The organism is Pseudomonas sp. P5_152, from assembly GCF_033989915.1.
Taxonomy (GTDB): domain Bacteria; phylum Pseudomonadota; class Gammaproteobacteria; order Pseudomonadales; family Pseudomonadaceae; genus Aquipseudomonas.
Map to the genome: position 1 here is coordinate 550,350 of NZ_JASFAH010000002.1, position 14,587 is coordinate 564,936.

Below are 14,587 nucleotides of genomic sequence, written 5' to 3' on the forward strand. Positions count from 1 at the left end.
CCGCTACTTCTAAGGGTTCAGGCCAACAACGCCTTCAGGTCGTGGTACAGCGCCTCAGGGATCTGCACGCCCTCCACCAGGCTGCGGGCTCGCGCTTCATAGCGGCGTTGCGACGGCAAGCGGGCGCCTTGGCCTTCGATACTCTGGAACAGGGTTTCGGCACGGGCCAGGTGTTGCTCGGTGGCGTCGCCAAGGAAGCGCCGTGGGTCGAGGGCGATGATCAGTTCGCCGTGGTACGGCGAGGATTTGCTGCCCGCATCGTAAGCCAGGGATTCGGCGCTGGTCAGGTCACCGATCAATGGCCCGGCGATCAACTCCACCATGGCCGCCAGTGCCGAACCCTTGTGCCCACCGAAGGTCAGCATCGCACCGCTGTCGAGCACCACGTTGGCATCGGTACTCGGCTGCCCCTGCCCATCCACGCCCCAGCCTTGGGGAATCGCCTTGCCGGCCCGGCGGTGCAATTCAATATCGCCGCGGGCGATTGCACTGGTGGCGAAGTCAAAGACAAACGGCTCCTGGCCCGCGCGCGGCCAGCCGAAGGCAATCGGGTTGGTGCCGAACACCGGCTGACTGCCGCCAGCCGGTGCGACCCAGGCATGGCTCGGGTTGCAGGCCAACGCCACCAGGCCGGCCGCGGTGAGTTGCTCGATCTCCACCCACAACGCGGAAAAATGCACACAGCGATTGATCGCCAGGGCAGCAATCCCGTTGGCCCGGGTTTTCGCCGCCAGCATCGGCAACCCGGCCTGGAACGCCAGTTGGGAAAAGCCGCCGGCCGCGTCGACCCGCACGATCGAGGGCGCCTGGTCGATGACCTGGGGCTCGGCATCGGCCGAGACCTTGCCGGCCCGCAGTGAATTCACGCAGCCGAGAACCCGGTACAAACCGTGGGAGGCGCAGCCATCGCGCTCGCCGGCGATCACCGTGTTGCTCACTGCCTGGGCGTGGGCGGAGTTAAAACCGTTGTGCAGCAGGATCGATTCGGCCAGCTCGCGGGCTTCGGCCAGGGACAGTCGGATCATAGTCAGCTCCTTGAACAGACCGTCCAGACTCGCCCATTCCACCGCCCCCGGCTTGATCGCTTTAAGCCTGGGCGATGACGATTTCGGCACAACCTGGCGCAATCCGTCAGTCGATCAGATCAATCAACTGCTCACGCTGCGCCCCCGTCAGCATCGAGCCAAAACCGGCACCGGCATTTTCGCTCATGAAGCGTGGGTGGCGGGTACCGGGGATGACGCACGTCACCGCGCTATGGGACAACACAAACTTCAGCGCCAGTTGCGCCCAACTGCTGACCTGCACCTGTGCCGCCCAACCCGGCAGCGGCTTGCCTTTGAGCCTGGTCAGCAAGTCACCGCCGCCAAACGGCCGGTTGCAAATCACCGCCACCCCGTGCTCGCGGCACAACGGCAACAGGCGCTTCTCGGCGGCCCGGTCATCGAGGGCATAGTTGATCTGCAGGAAATCCAGTGGCTCGGCCTTGAGCAGGGCCTCGACCTCGGCATAGGCGCTGGCGCTGTAGTGGCTGACGCCGATGTAGCGAATCCGCCCGGCCGCCTTCCACTCACGCAACGTCGGCAGATGGCTCTGCCAGTCCAGCAGGTTGTGGATCTGCATCAGGTCGACGCGGTCAGTCTGCAGCAAGCGCAAGGACTGCTCCATTTGTCGAATGCCTTCATCGCGACCTCGGGTCCACACCTTGGTCGCCAGGAAGGCCGGCGAACGCGGTTCATGGATCGACAGCAACTCGCCACTGGTCTGTTCGGCCCGACCATACATCGGCGAGCTGTCGAGCAGCGTGCCGCCCTTGGCGAACAGCGCACTGAGCACTGCCGGCAGTTGCTGGTAGGGAGCCTCTCCTGGCGCGGCATCAAAGCCGCGATAGGTGCCCAACCCGACGATGGGCAAGGGTTCGGAGCTGGAAGGAATGGCGCGGGTCAGCATGTTCATGCCTCCTGGTCCGATCGATGTACTAACGTTAGACGAATGTCGCGCATCCTGATGTCCATCGTGCTCATCGCTGTAGCGCTTTACCTGGCGCTCTGTGCGGGACTGTGGGTGTTCCAGCGCGCGCTGATCTACTACCCGCAAGCGCGTTCCGCTGACAGCGCAACAACCCTACTGAGGCTCGCAGTGGATGAGACCCAGGTGCTGGTCAGCGTCCGCCAGCGCGACGCTCCCCAGGCCCTGATCTACTTCGGCGGCAATGCCGAGGATGTCTCGGCGAACCTGCCGCAGTTTGCCCAGGCCTTTGCCGATCACACCCTGTACCTGATGCACTACCGGGGTTTTGGCGGCAGCGGCGGCTCACCTTCGGAGGAAGCGATTGCCGCGGATGCGCTGGCACTGTTCGATCAGGTCTACGCCAAGCACCGACAGGTTGTGGTGGTCGGGCGCAGTCTAGGCTCTGGGGTCGCGGTGCGCCTGGCCAGCCAACGGCCGGTGGCGCGACTGATCCTGATTACCCCCTACAACAGCCTGGAAGAGCTGGCCGCGCGCCAGTTGCCAATCTTCCCGGTGCACTGGCTGCTGCGCGACCGCTACGAATCCTGGAAGTACGCCCCGCGCATCCAGGTGCCCACCCTGCTGCTGGCCGCCGAACATGACGAGGTCATCCCCCGCGCCAGCACCGAGCGTCTGCTACGCCAGTTCGCCCCCGGCGTGGCCAGGCTCGAGGTCATACCCGGCACGGGACACAACTCCATCGCCGCCAGCCCCAGGTACCTGCCGTTGCTGCGCGATGGGATGTGAGGGCTGCGTCAACGGCCGCAGGACGTTCATTCAACTTGGCAACACTGGGCTAAGTAATACCCGCGTCACCCGCCGCTCTTCGACCTCGACCACGGTCAGGTTCCACCCTTCCCAGGTGAGTGTGTCGCCAATCACCGGCAGGCGGTCCAGCAGGCTCATGACCAGTCCCGCAAGGGTCTGGTAGTCATCCGTGGCCTTGGCCTGGAAGCCGATCTGCTGGCGAACCTGGCTCAGGTTCAAGGCGCCGCTGACCAGGAAACCATTGCCCTGGGCCACGATGTTCGGGCCTTCGATTTCGCTGGCGTCCGGCAACTCGCCGGCGATCGACTCAAGGATGTCGGTCATGGTCAGCAAGCCAATGAAGTCACCGAACTCGTTCACCACAAAGGCGATGTGCGTCGACTCCTTGCGCATCTGTTCCAGCGCATTGAGGATCGAAAAACTCTCCAGCAGGTTGATCGACGTGCGGGCCATGGCTTCCAGGTTGGGCTGGTGGCCTGCGAGCAATTCCTTGAGCAGCTCTTTCTTGTGGACGAAGCCCAGCGGCTCATCGATGCGGCCCTCGCGGATCAACGGCAACCGCGAGTACGAGGAGTGCATCAGTGTGGTCCGGATCGCCTCGGCCGAGTCGGCCAGGTCAATGTAATCGACCTCCGCCCGCGGCGTCATCGCGCTGCGGATCGGCCGCTCGGCCAATTGCAGGACGCCGCTGATCATCACCCGCTCGCGGCGATCGAAGACCTGATCGGCGTCAGTGCCGTCGAGCATGTCGGCAATCTCCTCGCCCACTTCATCGGCGTGCAAGCTGCGCCCGCCGAGCAAACGCAACACTGCGTGCGCAGTGCGCTCGCGCATCGGCCGGTGCCCTTGCAGGCTCTTCTTGCGCCGTGCCCGCGCCAACTGGTTGAACAGCTCGATCAGGATCGAGAAGCCAATGGCCGCGTAGAGGTAGCCTTTAGGGATGTGGAAACCCAGGCCCTCGGCGGTCAGGCTGAAGCCGATCATCATCAAAAAGCCCAGGCAGAGCATGATCACCGTCGGGTGGCCGTTGACGAAGCGCGTCAGCGGCTTGCTGGCGATGATCATCAGGCCTATGGAGAACACCACGGCAATCATCATCACCGACAGGTGTTCGACCATGCCCACCGCAGTGATGACCGCGTCCAGCGAGAACACCGCATCCAGCACCACGATTTGCGCCACGATTGGCCAGAACAGCGCATAGGCGGCCGTCCCGGTGCGGGTGGCAACGTGGCCTTCGAGGCGTTCGTGCAACTCCATGGTCGCCTTGAACAACAGGAACACACCACCGAACAACATGATCAGGTCGCGGCCAGAGAAGACCTTGTCGAACACCTCGATCAAAGGCTCGGTGAGGGTCACCATCCACGAAATACTCGCCAGCAAGCCCAGGCGCATCAGCAATGCCAGCGACAGGCCAATGACCCGGGCACGGTCACGTTGCTCGGGCGGCAGTTTGTCGGCCAGGATGGCAATGAACACCAGGTTGTCGATGCCGAGCACCAGCTCCAGCACAATCAGGGTCAACAGGCCAAGCCAGGCCGTGGGATCTGCAATCCATTCCATAGGGATTATTTACTCTCTCGAATCAGCTTGAACGATTGACGCGCACGCAAGTACGACGCCCTGCAACGCACAATGGGGGCGGTTTGGTTCGGGGTAAAGGGTGCTGCGCAACAGGCGAGGAAGGTGCCTGGGCGGTTCAACGCAACCGTGGTAGGTGCGATGGACCTACGGGCGCTGACTGAGGGAAACGAGGCTGCAAGGTGAGCGAAGCGACTGGGAGGCTCCAGGAGGGTGTTCATACGGACCTGTAGAAAATTGGGTCCATGATCCTACAGTGCGGCAGGGTTTTTCTGCCGCGCAGAGTTATTACAAGATTTGACACGATCGACTAGTGATTACACCGGGGAAATGGTGGCAAGGGCGCCGATCATGATTGTCAGCAGCAAGAATCCACCGAGAAACATCGCCATCTTGAACATCGCGCCTCCAAAAATTTGTCCAGGGTTACGGCCCTATTGTGGCGCCCCGGCTGTACCGAAAACAGCGTCAGGTACAGATGAAAAATACGTATCAGATGGCGCTGTACGGCTTGGTTGAAGGCGAGCTCGTCGAGACGCTCAGCCTGATCAAAATCAGTCGGGAGTGCCTGACTGACCGCGTTTGCCCAGCGCAAAATGGCTTATCAGCAACGCCAGAATGATCAACACGGTGGCCACCGCGAAGCTGGCGTGCAGCCCCTGGGCCAATGCGGGCGCAGACGCAATCGACACATCCGCCGCCGTGGCGAAGGCAAACAGCGCGCCCATGCACGCCGCCCCGCTGATCAGCCCCAGGTTGCGCGACAGGCTGAGCAGGCCTGCCACCACGCCCCGTTGCTGCGGGTCGATGCCGGCCATGATCGAGGTATTGTTGGCCGCTTGGAACAACGCATAACTGGCGGTCAGCAACAGCATCGGCATGAGGTAGCCGGGCACTGCGCTGGCGCTCGGCAATAGCGCCAGCAACGTGCCGCCAAGCGCCATCCCCAACAGCCCGGCCTGGGTCATGCGGCGCGTGCCCCAACGGTCGACCAGGCGCCCGGCCGGCACACCGCTGAGGGCCGCGACTGCGGGCCCCGCCGCCAGCACCAACCCCACTGCCAGGGCATCGAGCCCCAGGCCGCGAGCCAGGTAAAACGGCCCGACCACCAGAGTCGACATGATCACCGTCGACACCAGCAGGCTCATGGCCAGACCCGCGCTCAATTGCCGATCGCCCAGCAGTTGCAGGCGGACCAAGGGTACCGCCACCCGCCCCTGGCGCCAGACAAACAGCCCAGCGCCCGCGGCTGCCAGCAGCAACAGCACCCAGTGCCCCTGGGTCATGGCCAACGCGTAGGCACCCAGGGTCAACGCCAGCACCAGGCTCCCCGGTAGATCAAAACCGCGCGGTTTGCCTTTGGCGAACGGCCCATCCGCCGGCAGGTAGCGCCAGGCCAGCCAGCTATTGAGTAGGCCCAGCGGCACGCTGACCAGGAAGATTGCCTGCCAGCCGCTGGCGACCAGCAACACCCCGCCCAGCGCCGGACCCAGCGTGGTGCCGATCGCCGACAGGCTGCCCAGCAGGCCCATGGCGCTGCCAATCCGCGCCTTGGGCACAGTCTCGCCCACCAACGCCAGGGTCAGGGCGAGCATGATCGCCGCGCCAAGTCCCTGCAGCGCCCGTGCTGCGATCAGCCAGCCAAGACTGGGCGCCAGGCCACAGAGCAATGAGGCCAGGGTGAACAGGCTGATGCCACACAGCAGCAGGCGTCGCCGCCCCATGAGGTCACCGAGGCGACCGGCACTGACCAGCAAGGTGGTGATGCTCAGCAGGTAGGCCAGGACAATCCATTGCACCTGGGCAAAAGAGGCCTCGAACGTCCCGGCCAGGGCTGGCAGGCCAGCATTGGCGATACTGGTATCGAGTGACGGCAACAGCATCGACAGTGACAGGCTGGCCAGTGCCCAGCGGCTCGGTGGCGCTTGGGCGGCGGTTGTTGGGGAGAGAGTGTTCATGGATTAGGCCTTGCGCTCGGTGATGGGCGAAAGCCTATGCCTGAGTGAGACAAGGCGGAAGACGCAGCATTTGCACTTTATAGCTGCAGCAAACGCCATCCCAGGTGCGCAGCGTGCTACCGTTGCCCAATGTCGACGCCTGATCTGAACCTGCTGATTACCCTGGACGCCCTGCTCGCCGAAGGCAGTGTGGCGCGCGCGGCCCAGCGTTTGCACTTGAGCCCCTCGGCGATGAGCCGGGCCCTGGCACGTTTGCGCAGCACCACCGGCGACCCGCTGCTGGTGCGGGCCGGGCGCAGCCTGGTACCGACGCCACGGGCCATCGAGCTGCGCGAACAGGTGCGCCAACTGGTGCAGGACGCCAGCGCCGTGTTGCGCCCCGTCGAACAGCTGGACATCGGGCATCTGGTGCGCACTTTCACGCTGCGCACCAGCGACGGATTTGTCGAAAACTTCGGCCCGGCATTGATCCAGCGCCTGGCCGCAGAGGCGCCCGGTGTGCGCGTGTACTTCCTGCAAAAGCTCAGCAAGGACAGCGCCCCCCTGCGCGAGGGAAGCGTCGACCTGGACACTGGCGTGGTCGAGCCAGGGACCAGCCCCGAGCTGCACACTCGCCTGCTGTTCGAGGATCGTTTTGTCGGCGTGGTACGCCACGGGCACCCCTTGAGCCAGGGCCAAATCACCGTTGCCCGCTACATGGACGGGCAACACGTGCTGGTTTCCCGTCGGGGCCTGGCCAAGGGGCTGCTGGATCAAACCTTCAATAGCCAGGGCCTGCAACGCAACATCGCGACCCTGGTCAGTGGATTCGCTGCGGCGTTGGCGCTGACCCGCGACTCGCAGTTGATCGCCACGGTGCCCGAGCGCCATACCCGGCACTTGCGCAGTGAGCTGTTCAGTTTCACCTTGCCGCTGCCCACCCCGGCCATCGGCCTGTCGCTGATCTGGCACCCACGAATGGACGCCGACCCTGCCCATCGCTGGCTGCGCGGCTGCATACGCGAGGTGTGTACCCAGGTGCTTGCTCAACCCGACACGTTGAGCAAGATCGTTCAAGCCTGAAGCCAACAACCCTTCTATGATCTCGCCATCAACCTGCTCAAGGACGGTGGCAAACCATGGCGACGCACAAGCTCTTCTGGCAAGACCCTTATCGAACCGAGCTGCAAACGCGGGTCACCGCGGTCGAGGGGGATGCGGTGTGTCTCGAACAGACAGTGTTCTTTGCCTTTTCCGGTGGCCAGGAGAGTGACAGCGGAACCCTCGCGGGCCTTGCAGTGCTGGCGGCGGAAAAACACGGCCTGGAGATTGTCTACACCCTGCCCACCGGGCATGGCCTGCAGGTGGGCAGCGAGGTCGAGATGCGCATTGACTGGGCGCGGCGCTACCGCTTGATGCGCCTGCATTTTGCTGCGGAAATGGTCCTGCAACTGGTCTACCAGCTTGAACCGGACATCACTCGCATCGGTGCCCATATCTCGGCCGACAAGGCGCGCATCGACTTTGCCCGCGAGACCAGCATCGCCACCCTGTTCCCGCAGATCGAGTCCCAGGTCGTTGCCTTGTTAAGCGCCGACCTGCCCATCATCACCGCCTTCAGCGATGAAGCCGCGCAGCGCCGCTACTGGCACGTCGAAGGATTTGCGCGAATGGCCTGTGGTGGCACTCACCCACGCTCCACCGGGGAAATCGGCGCCCTCAAGCTCAAGCGCAAGAACACCGGCAAAGGCAAGGAACGCATCGAAATCACGTTGCTCTAGGCGTCGCTGGCAAGCCAGCTCCCACAGGTTGAGTAGGTGTACCCAAAATCTGCGAACACCCAGAACCACTGTGGGAGCGGGCTTGCCCGCGATGGGGCCGGCCCATTCAACATCGATGATGCCTACACCAACACGCCCAACCAGGCCGACAGCAGCAGCAACACCGCCAACCCACGGTTCATCCGCACAAACGCCCGGGGCGAACGCAATACCCGGGCGCTGCCCACGCCCAACAGCGCCCACAGGGTCATGCACGGCAGGCAGGTCAACAGGAACAACAGTGACAACAGCAACATCCGCGACGCCTGTTCCCCGTCGCCGGCAAACACGCTCGCCACGGCCACCGCCATCATCCAGACTTTGGGGTTGATCACTTGCAGGGCCGCGGCGCCGAGCACGCCCATACCGGCGTCGCGCGTGTCGGTCGAATCCAGCGCCGGCGGTGGACTGCGAAAGATCTGCCAGGCCAACCAGCTCAGCCACAACGCCCCGGCCCAAACCATCGCCTGTTGCACGCGCGGGAACCGCAGCAGCGTCTCACCCAGCCCGAGCCCGACACTCAACACCACCAGCGCCGCCGCGACACAGGCGCCGAGAATAATCGGCAGGGTGGCAACCAGTCCGCGCCGGGAACCGTGACTCAGGACCAGGATATTGAGTGGCCCCGGGGTGATCGAGGCCACGAAGGCAAACAACAGAAAAGGCAGGAACGACAGCATGGCAGGGACTCCTTGATCAGACAGGGGTCCATGCTCGCGCGCCGGCGGGGTTCAGTCTGGAAGGTTTGAGCAGCGCTTGCGGTAATCGGCCGGGGTGAGCCGATAGGCACGGCGGAACCAGCGCCCCAGATGACTCTGATCGGCAAAACCCAGGGCGCTGGCAACCTGCGCTGGGGTTTCGCCCCGCGCCAGCCACAGGCGCGCCCGGGCCAGGCGCAGCTGGATCAGATAGGCATGGGGCGCCAGCCCGAACGCCGCCTTGAAGGCGCGGCTCAGGCGAAAACGGTCGACGCCACAGACCTGGGCCAATTGATCCAGGCCGATGTCTTCAAAGGCGTGGGCCTGCAGGTAGTCACGCGCCACCTGGGCCACCCGAGGCAGGCGCGGATCAAAGGTCTGGCGCTGACGCCAGTCGAGGTGCCGGGTGAGCGCGGCCAACAGGTTGTCGGTGGCGCTCTGGCGCACGATGCGCAACTCGCCCCGGTGCAGCGCATGGAAAGCCTGGCCAATGCACATTGCCAGGCCCGGATCCTGGCTCAGGGTATCGGCGAAGCCCAACTGGCTGTGCTGCGGCACCTGCTCGAACAGCAAGCGCAGTTGCTGCTCCAGCCACGCCGGATCGAAGTACAGCATGGAGTAGGTGAAACCTTCCTCGGTCGGGGCCTGCCCATCGTGGATTTCCCCCGGCTCCAGCATGAACACCTTGCCAGGCGTACTGAGGTGGCGCACCCGCCGGCAATTGAACTGCTGCACCCCCTGCTCGGTGATCCCCACCAGGAAGCTGTCGTGCCAGTGCGGGTCATAGGCGTGGCCCTGGAAATGCGCGCGGATCGACTCGATCCCAGTGTCGGGATCCTGGGACAGTTCGATCCAGTGGTGATCGTCCATGGTGCCTCCGGCGCCAGCCCTGGGCAAAAAATTCGGGCGATCAACTTACCGCGCTTTGCATCACGCTGTTTAGAAGATTTGTGCAGCTCATCCCGCCGCCGGAAAAATCCTCACCGCCACCAGGCCGACCATTGCCAGCAGGCAAGCCAACCCTAGCCCATAGGCAATCGTGCGCCATGGCTGCCAGCCGCCGAGGTACATCAGGGTGTGCATCACCCGGGCACTGGTGAACAGGCAAAACAACCCGGGTGCGAGCTGGCCATCGGCATCCAGGGCCAGACACAAGCCGCCCAGCACAAAGAACAGCGGAATGTTTTCCAGGTCATTGGCCCAGGCTTTGCCGGCCCGTTGTACCTGGGGCAGTTCCTGGATTAGCGCCGGGCGCTGGAAAAATCGCGCATCCTCAGCGTTGGTGAACACCCGGTGGCGGATACGATAGAACCCCTGGTAGCAGGAGATGAGCAACATCTTCCCGAACAACAGCAGCACACACAGGGCATAGACGTGCAGCGTGCTGTTCATCCCTGCCCCCTGGCGCCGGGCTTGACGCAAAAGCCATTGACCACCAGGTACAGCAGCGGGCCGATCGAGACGAAGATCGCGGTGAGCAGCAAATACGGCAGCACCGATACCAAGGAGCGGCCCTTGGCCCGGGCGTCCCGGTACATCCAGACGCCGGCCATGCCCGCCAGCAGGTAGAGATCGATGACCACCTGGGCGGTATCCGGCCGGGACAAAAGGCCCATCCCGAACGCCAGCAGCGATTGCTCGGCGATCAACAGGGTCCAGCCGGTGTACAGGGAAAATCCGCTCAAGGCGGCCAGGGCGAGATAGGGTCGAGACATGCGGTGCTTCCTGCAATCGGCGGTTGATGAGCAGCAAGTTAGTGCTATCGTCGCCCGGCCCTCAATGACCTCTGAGGTCATGGACGCCTACCCTTCGCACGGCCAGAGTCAACGTATGGATATCCGCCCCTTTCCCCGCACGACACCCCCGACCACCGCCGGCGAGCAGTTGCGCCTGCTGCGCCGCCAGGCCCGCCTGAGCCAGCTCGACCTCGCCTTGATCGCGGGGGTTTCCCAGCGTCACCTGAGCTGCATCGAAACCGGCCGCGCCCAGCCGAGCCCCGGCACCCTGCACAACCTGCTGACCGCCCTGGAGGCACCCTTGGAGCAGTGCAACCGCGTGTTCCTGGCATCCGGTTATGCGCCGCGCTACGAAGCGACGCCCCTGACGGCGCCGCCCATGGAGGCGGTGCGCGGCGCGATCAGCCATGTCCTGCACGCCAACAATCCCGCACCGGCGATTGTCCTGGGCAGCCACTGGCAAGTGCTGGCCGCCAACGCCAGCACTGCCGTGCTCTTCGATCTGGTCGGACTGCCGGCCGATGCGGCGGTGGAGCTCAACCTGCTGGTGACGCTGCTGCAGCCGGGCGGACTGGGCGACCATTTGCGCAACGCGGAGGAGATCCGCAGCCTGGCCTGGCAGCGGGCAACCCGCGAGGCCCTGGCCAACCCGACCCTGGCCCAGCTCCTGGACACCCTGCCCGCCCCGGTCAACCCGCCGCCGATGACAGCCGAACTGCCGCCGCTGGTACTGACGCGCATCGACTGCGCCCAGGGCGAATTGAACTTCCTGTCGACCTTCACCACCTTCGGCATGCCCCAGGACATCACCCTGAGCTCACTGCGCATCGAGCACCTGATCCCGGCCGATGCCCAGACCTGGAAAATCATGACCAGGGCGTACGAGCAGTCGTTGCAAGGCAACACCGAGGGGTGAGCTGCGCTCCCACAGGTCTGGTGGCCGTATGCAAAATCTGCAAGCAACCAAAGCCACTGTGGGGCTGGGCCGGGCGGCGCTCCGCTAGCCCGGGAAGGCGGTGTGCCAGGAACCATAAATGTTGGCTGTAGCGGCCCCATCGCGGGCAAGCCCGCTCCCACAAAGGAAATTCATACACTAGGAAAAAAGCAGGCCGGCCGGTAGGCCGCCTCGCCCGCCCTTACCACTCAGGCCGACTGTCAGGTCGCCGTGCTTTTGCTCTTGATCTTGATCCACCTGCCCCTTCGGCAGGCTGAGCGAAGGTGTCCATCAGGGGGAGGCGCATAGCGCCGTGCGGCGAAGCCGCATACATCGAGAGGAGGTGCAGCGAAGCAAACCGGAGGCGATGCCCCCGGATGGATACCGTAGCGAAGGGACCCCGAGCCTTGGCGAGGGGCCGAACGCTGGGGCTGAGACTTTTTGGGTACTTTTGTGTCGTTTGACAAAAGTGCCTCGCCGTAAGGGCGAAACCCTAAGCCGCCATCACCGCAGCAACGGATATACCCACAAAACCAGGACTTCACCCACTGCGCTGTAGACCGCTTCTAACCTGCCAGACCGCCACCTTGCGTGGCGGTCCAGGGCCATGGCCTTACTTGTCGGTCTTGATACTGGTCCAGACCCGAGTACGCACCCGCTCCAGCTTTTGCGGCAACGGCTGCACCACGTACAGGGTTTTCAACGCCTCGCTGGTGGGCGTCAGGTTGGGGTTGCCGGTAATTTCCGGGTTGATCAGCGCCAGAGAGTCTTTGTTGGCATTGGGATAACCGAGGAAGTCACTGATGGGGGCGATGACTTTCGGGTCCAGCAGGTTGTTGAGAAACTCGTGGGCCTCGGAGACGTTTTTTGCGCTCTTGGGAATGGCAAAGGTGTCGAACCAGATCGGTGCGCCCTCCTTGGGCAGGCGCCAATCGACCACCACGCCATTGCCGGATTCCTTGGCGCGGTTGCCGAACTGGTAAAAGCTGCCGGAGTAACCGATGGCCACGCAAATATCGCCATTGGCGATGTCGGTCATGTACTTGGCCGAGTTGAAATAAGCCACGTAAGGGCGAACCTTGAGCAGCAGGGCCTTGGCCTTCTCGTAGTCATCCGGGTTCTGGCTGTTGGGGTCCAGCCCCAGGTAATGCAGGGCCAATGGCAGGATTTCCGTCGGCGAATCGAGCATGGCCACGCCGCAGGCTTTCAACTTCTCCATGTTCTCTGGCTTGAACACCAGGTCCCAACTGTCCACGGGGGCATTTTCACCGAGGGCGGCCTTGACCTTGGCCGGGTTGAAACCAATCAGCACCGTGCCATACATGTACGGCACGCCGTACTGGTTGCCCGGGTCGTTCTGGTTCAGCAACTTGAGCAAGACCGGGTCCTGGTGCTGCCAGTTGGGTAATTTCGACTTGTCGAGTTTCTGGAACACCCCGGCCTTGATCTGGGTCTCGAGAAACTGGTTGGAGGGCACCACCAGGTCGTAACCCGAGTTGCCGGTCAGCAACTTGGCCTCCAGGGATTCGTTGGTGTCGAAGGTGTCCCAGGTGACCTTGATGCCACTTTGCTTGGCAAAGTCCTTGGGCACGGACGGCAGGATGTAGTCCGCCCAGTTGTACACCCTCAATTCGCGCTGTTCGGCGTGCACGGCGCTGGCCAGCAGCGTCAGCCCACACAAGGTGGCGCCCAGAATACGGTTCATCGTGACCATGAATGGTTTCCCCAAATGCGGCGTTAGTTCGACGGTTTTTATGTTCTGTAAACGGCAGCGGGTTAAACGATAGCCAAGGGCAGGCGAATCCGGATTCTAGTTAGGGTTTGAGTGCACGTTCCGGGATCGGCCAACTGCCCCGATTGTTGCCCAGGGCCGCAGCGGGACACAGTGCGGCCTTGGCCAAAAGGGGATCGTAATGGCCAAAATAAATGGCCATTTGGCTCAATGCGCGGCTATACCTGCGGCTGGTGGCTGGTCACGCAATGGATGCCGCCACCGCCGGCGCTGATCGCGTCGATGTCCAGTTGCACCACTTCGCGGTCCGGGTAGAGCTGGGTCAGCAACTCAAGGGCCCGGCGATCGGCCGCCCGGTCACCAAACTGCGGTGCCAGCACGGCGCCGTTGATCACGAAGTAGTTGATGTAGCCGGCGGCAAAATCCGGGTTGTTTTTACTGAACTTGTTGTTGCGCGGCTTGTGTGGCGGCGACAGGGTGTGCACCTGCAGCTTGCGCCCCTGGGCATCGGTGGCCTGGCGCAAAATGTCCAGGTGGGCCAGCGTCACTTTGTGGTCGTAGGACTCGGGGTCCTGGTCGAGGTTGGCAATCACCACGCCGGGTTTGACGAAGCGCGCATAAAAATCGACGTGGGCGTCGGTGATGTCCTTGCCCTTGATACCCGGCAGCCAGATGATCTTGCGCAATCCCAGGCGCGGCTTGAGCTCTTGTTCAATCTCGGCCAGGCTCCAGTCGCGATTGCGGTTGCGATTGAGCCAGCAGCTTTGGGTCATGATCGCCGTGCCCTGACCATCGACTTCGATCCCGCCACCCTCGCCCACCAGCTCACTGCGCAGGTACTCGGCCTCGGCCAATTCAGCCACCTGCGCGGCCACCTGCGCATCTTCGGCGTGCTGCTGTTTGTTGCCCCAGCCGTTGAAGTTGAAATCCACGGCGCCCAGCCCACCCTGCCCATCAACTACAAAGTTGGCGCTGATATCGCGCATCCAGATGTCGTCCAGTGCGGTCTCGACGTAGGTGATGTTGGCCGTGCCGCAGTGCTGCTCGGCCAGTTGCCGTTGATCCTTGCGACACAACACTGTCAGGGGTTCATAGCGGGCGATGGTCCGGGCGATCCGGCCGAGGGCCGCCTGCACGTCGGTGGTGAAGTCTTCCCAGACGGCGTCCTGTGCGCCAAAGGCGATGAAGGCGCGCTGGTGCCGGTCGCCTTCGTCCGGCATGCGCCAGGAACCCGAAGTAGCCGCCCGCGCGGGCAACGGGCCAAGGCCCAGGCCGACGGACGCCACGGCGCCCCATCCGGCAACCAGCGAAACTTGCTTGATGAAGTGGCGACGGGTCGACATGAAATATTTCCTGAAAGGGCTAGCG

At 63.5% G+C, this 14,587-nt stretch carries 13 protein-coding genes and 1 pseudogene; 4 read left to right on the forward strand and 10 right to left on the reverse strand.

All coding sequences use genetic code 11. The annotated features are described in order from the left end of the window. Positions 1 to 17: 17 nt before the first annotated feature. On the reverse strand, positions 18 to 1,025 hold the full coding sequence (locus tag QMK50_RS02285; protein WP_320332419.1) for an Ldh family oxidoreductase: 1,008 nt from the start codon (positions 1,023 to 1,025) through the stop codon (positions 18 to 20). A 106-nt stretch (positions 1,026 to 1,131) separates the two neighbouring features. Continuing rightward, positions 1,132 to 1,962: pseudogene (locus QMK50_RS02290) on the reverse strand (aldo/keto reductase); the annotation flags it as partial. A gap of 30 nt (positions 1,963 to 1,992) precedes the next feature. Here QMK50_RS02290 and QMK50_RS02295 point away from each other — a divergent pair. Continuing rightward, positions 1,993 to 2,757 (forward strand): alpha/beta hydrolase, encoded by a 765-nt coding sequence (locus QMK50_RS02295; RefSeq protein ID WP_320332421.1) that lies wholly within the window; start codon positions 1,993 to 1,995, stop codon positions 2,755 to 2,757. A 30-nt stretch (positions 2,758 to 2,787) separates the two neighbouring features. Here QMK50_RS02295 and QMK50_RS02300 read toward each other — a convergent pair whose 3' ends face one another. Continuing rightward, positions 2,788 to 4,344, reverse strand: coding sequence for a TerC family protein (locus tag QMK50_RS02300; RefSeq protein WP_320332422.1), 1,557 nt, complete (start codon positions 4,342 to 4,344; stop codon positions 2,788 to 2,790). A 572-nt stretch (positions 4,345 to 4,916) separates the two neighbouring features. Beyond that, positions 4,917 to 6,320, reverse strand: coding sequence for an MFS transporter (locus QMK50_RS02305; protein ID WP_320332423.1), 1,404 nt, complete (start codon positions 6,318 to 6,320; stop codon positions 4,917 to 4,919). A 129-nt stretch (positions 6,321 to 6,449) separates the two neighbouring features. On the opposite strand from QMK50_RS02305, the gene QMK50_RS02310 reads away from it, so the two are divergent. Then, complete coding sequence (locus tag QMK50_RS02310; protein WP_320332424.1) at positions 6,450 to 7,382, forward strand: LysR family transcriptional regulator; 933 nt, start codon at positions 6,450 to 6,452, stop codon at positions 7,380 to 7,382. Positions 7,383 to 7,438: 56 nt separating this feature from the next. After that, positions 7,439 to 8,080: an alanyl-tRNA editing protein gene (locus tag QMK50_RS02315; protein ID WP_320332425.1), complete on the forward strand. Its 642-nt coding sequence runs from the start codon at positions 7,439 to 7,441 to the stop codon at positions 8,078 to 8,080. Positions 8,081 to 8,202: 122 nt separating this feature from the next. Here QMK50_RS02315 and QMK50_RS02320 read toward each other — a convergent pair whose 3' ends face one another. From QMK50_RS02320 to QMK50_RS02335, 4 genes are all read right to left on the reverse strand, one after another. Further along, complete coding sequence (locus QMK50_RS02320) at positions 8,203 to 8,799, reverse strand: LysE family translocator (protein ID WP_159996479.1); 597 nt, start codon at positions 8,797 to 8,799, stop codon at positions 8,203 to 8,205. A 51-nt stretch (positions 8,800 to 8,850) separates the two neighbouring features. Next, positions 8,851 to 9,687 (reverse strand): AraC family transcriptional regulator, encoded by an 837-nt coding sequence (locus tag QMK50_RS02325; RefSeq protein WP_320332426.1) that lies wholly within the window; start codon positions 9,685 to 9,687, stop codon positions 8,851 to 8,853. Between the two features lie 87 nt (positions 9,688 to 9,774). Further along, entirely contained in the window at positions 9,775 to 10,209 is a 435-nt protein-coding gene (locus tag QMK50_RS02330; RefSeq protein ID WP_320332427.1) for an MAPEG family protein, read from the reverse strand. Further along, on the reverse strand, positions 10,206 to 10,532 hold the full coding sequence (locus tag QMK50_RS02335; RefSeq protein WP_320332428.1) for a DUF2834 domain-containing protein: 327 nt from the start codon (positions 10,530 to 10,532) through the stop codon (positions 10,206 to 10,208). Before QMK50_RS02335 ends, QMK50_RS02330 begins: the two co-directional genes overlap by 4 nt. A 115-nt stretch (positions 10,533 to 10,647) precedes the next feature. Between QMK50_RS02335 and QMK50_RS02340 the strand changes: the two genes are divergently transcribed. Beyond that, positions 10,648 to 11,469 (forward strand): helix-turn-helix domain-containing protein, encoded by an 822-nt coding sequence (locus QMK50_RS02340; RefSeq protein WP_320332429.1) that lies wholly within the window; start codon positions 10,648 to 10,650, stop codon positions 11,467 to 11,469. A 631-nt stretch (positions 11,470 to 12,100) separates the two neighbouring features. Here the strand turns inward: QMK50_RS02340 and QMK50_RS02345 are convergent. After that, positions 12,101 to 13,201 carry a polyamine ABC transporter substrate-binding protein gene (locus QMK50_RS02345; protein ID WP_095169097.1) on the reverse strand — a complete coding sequence of 367 codons (1,101 nt, stop codon included), beginning with the start codon at positions 13,199 to 13,201 and terminating at the stop codon, positions 12,101 to 12,103. A gap of 236 nt (positions 13,202 to 13,437) precedes the next feature. After that, complete coding sequence (locus QMK50_RS02350; RefSeq protein ID WP_320332430.1) at positions 13,438 to 14,562, reverse strand: agmatine deiminase family protein; 1,125 nt, start codon at positions 14,560 to 14,562, stop codon at positions 13,438 to 13,440. Positions 14,563 to 14,587 lie beyond the last annotated feature (25 nt).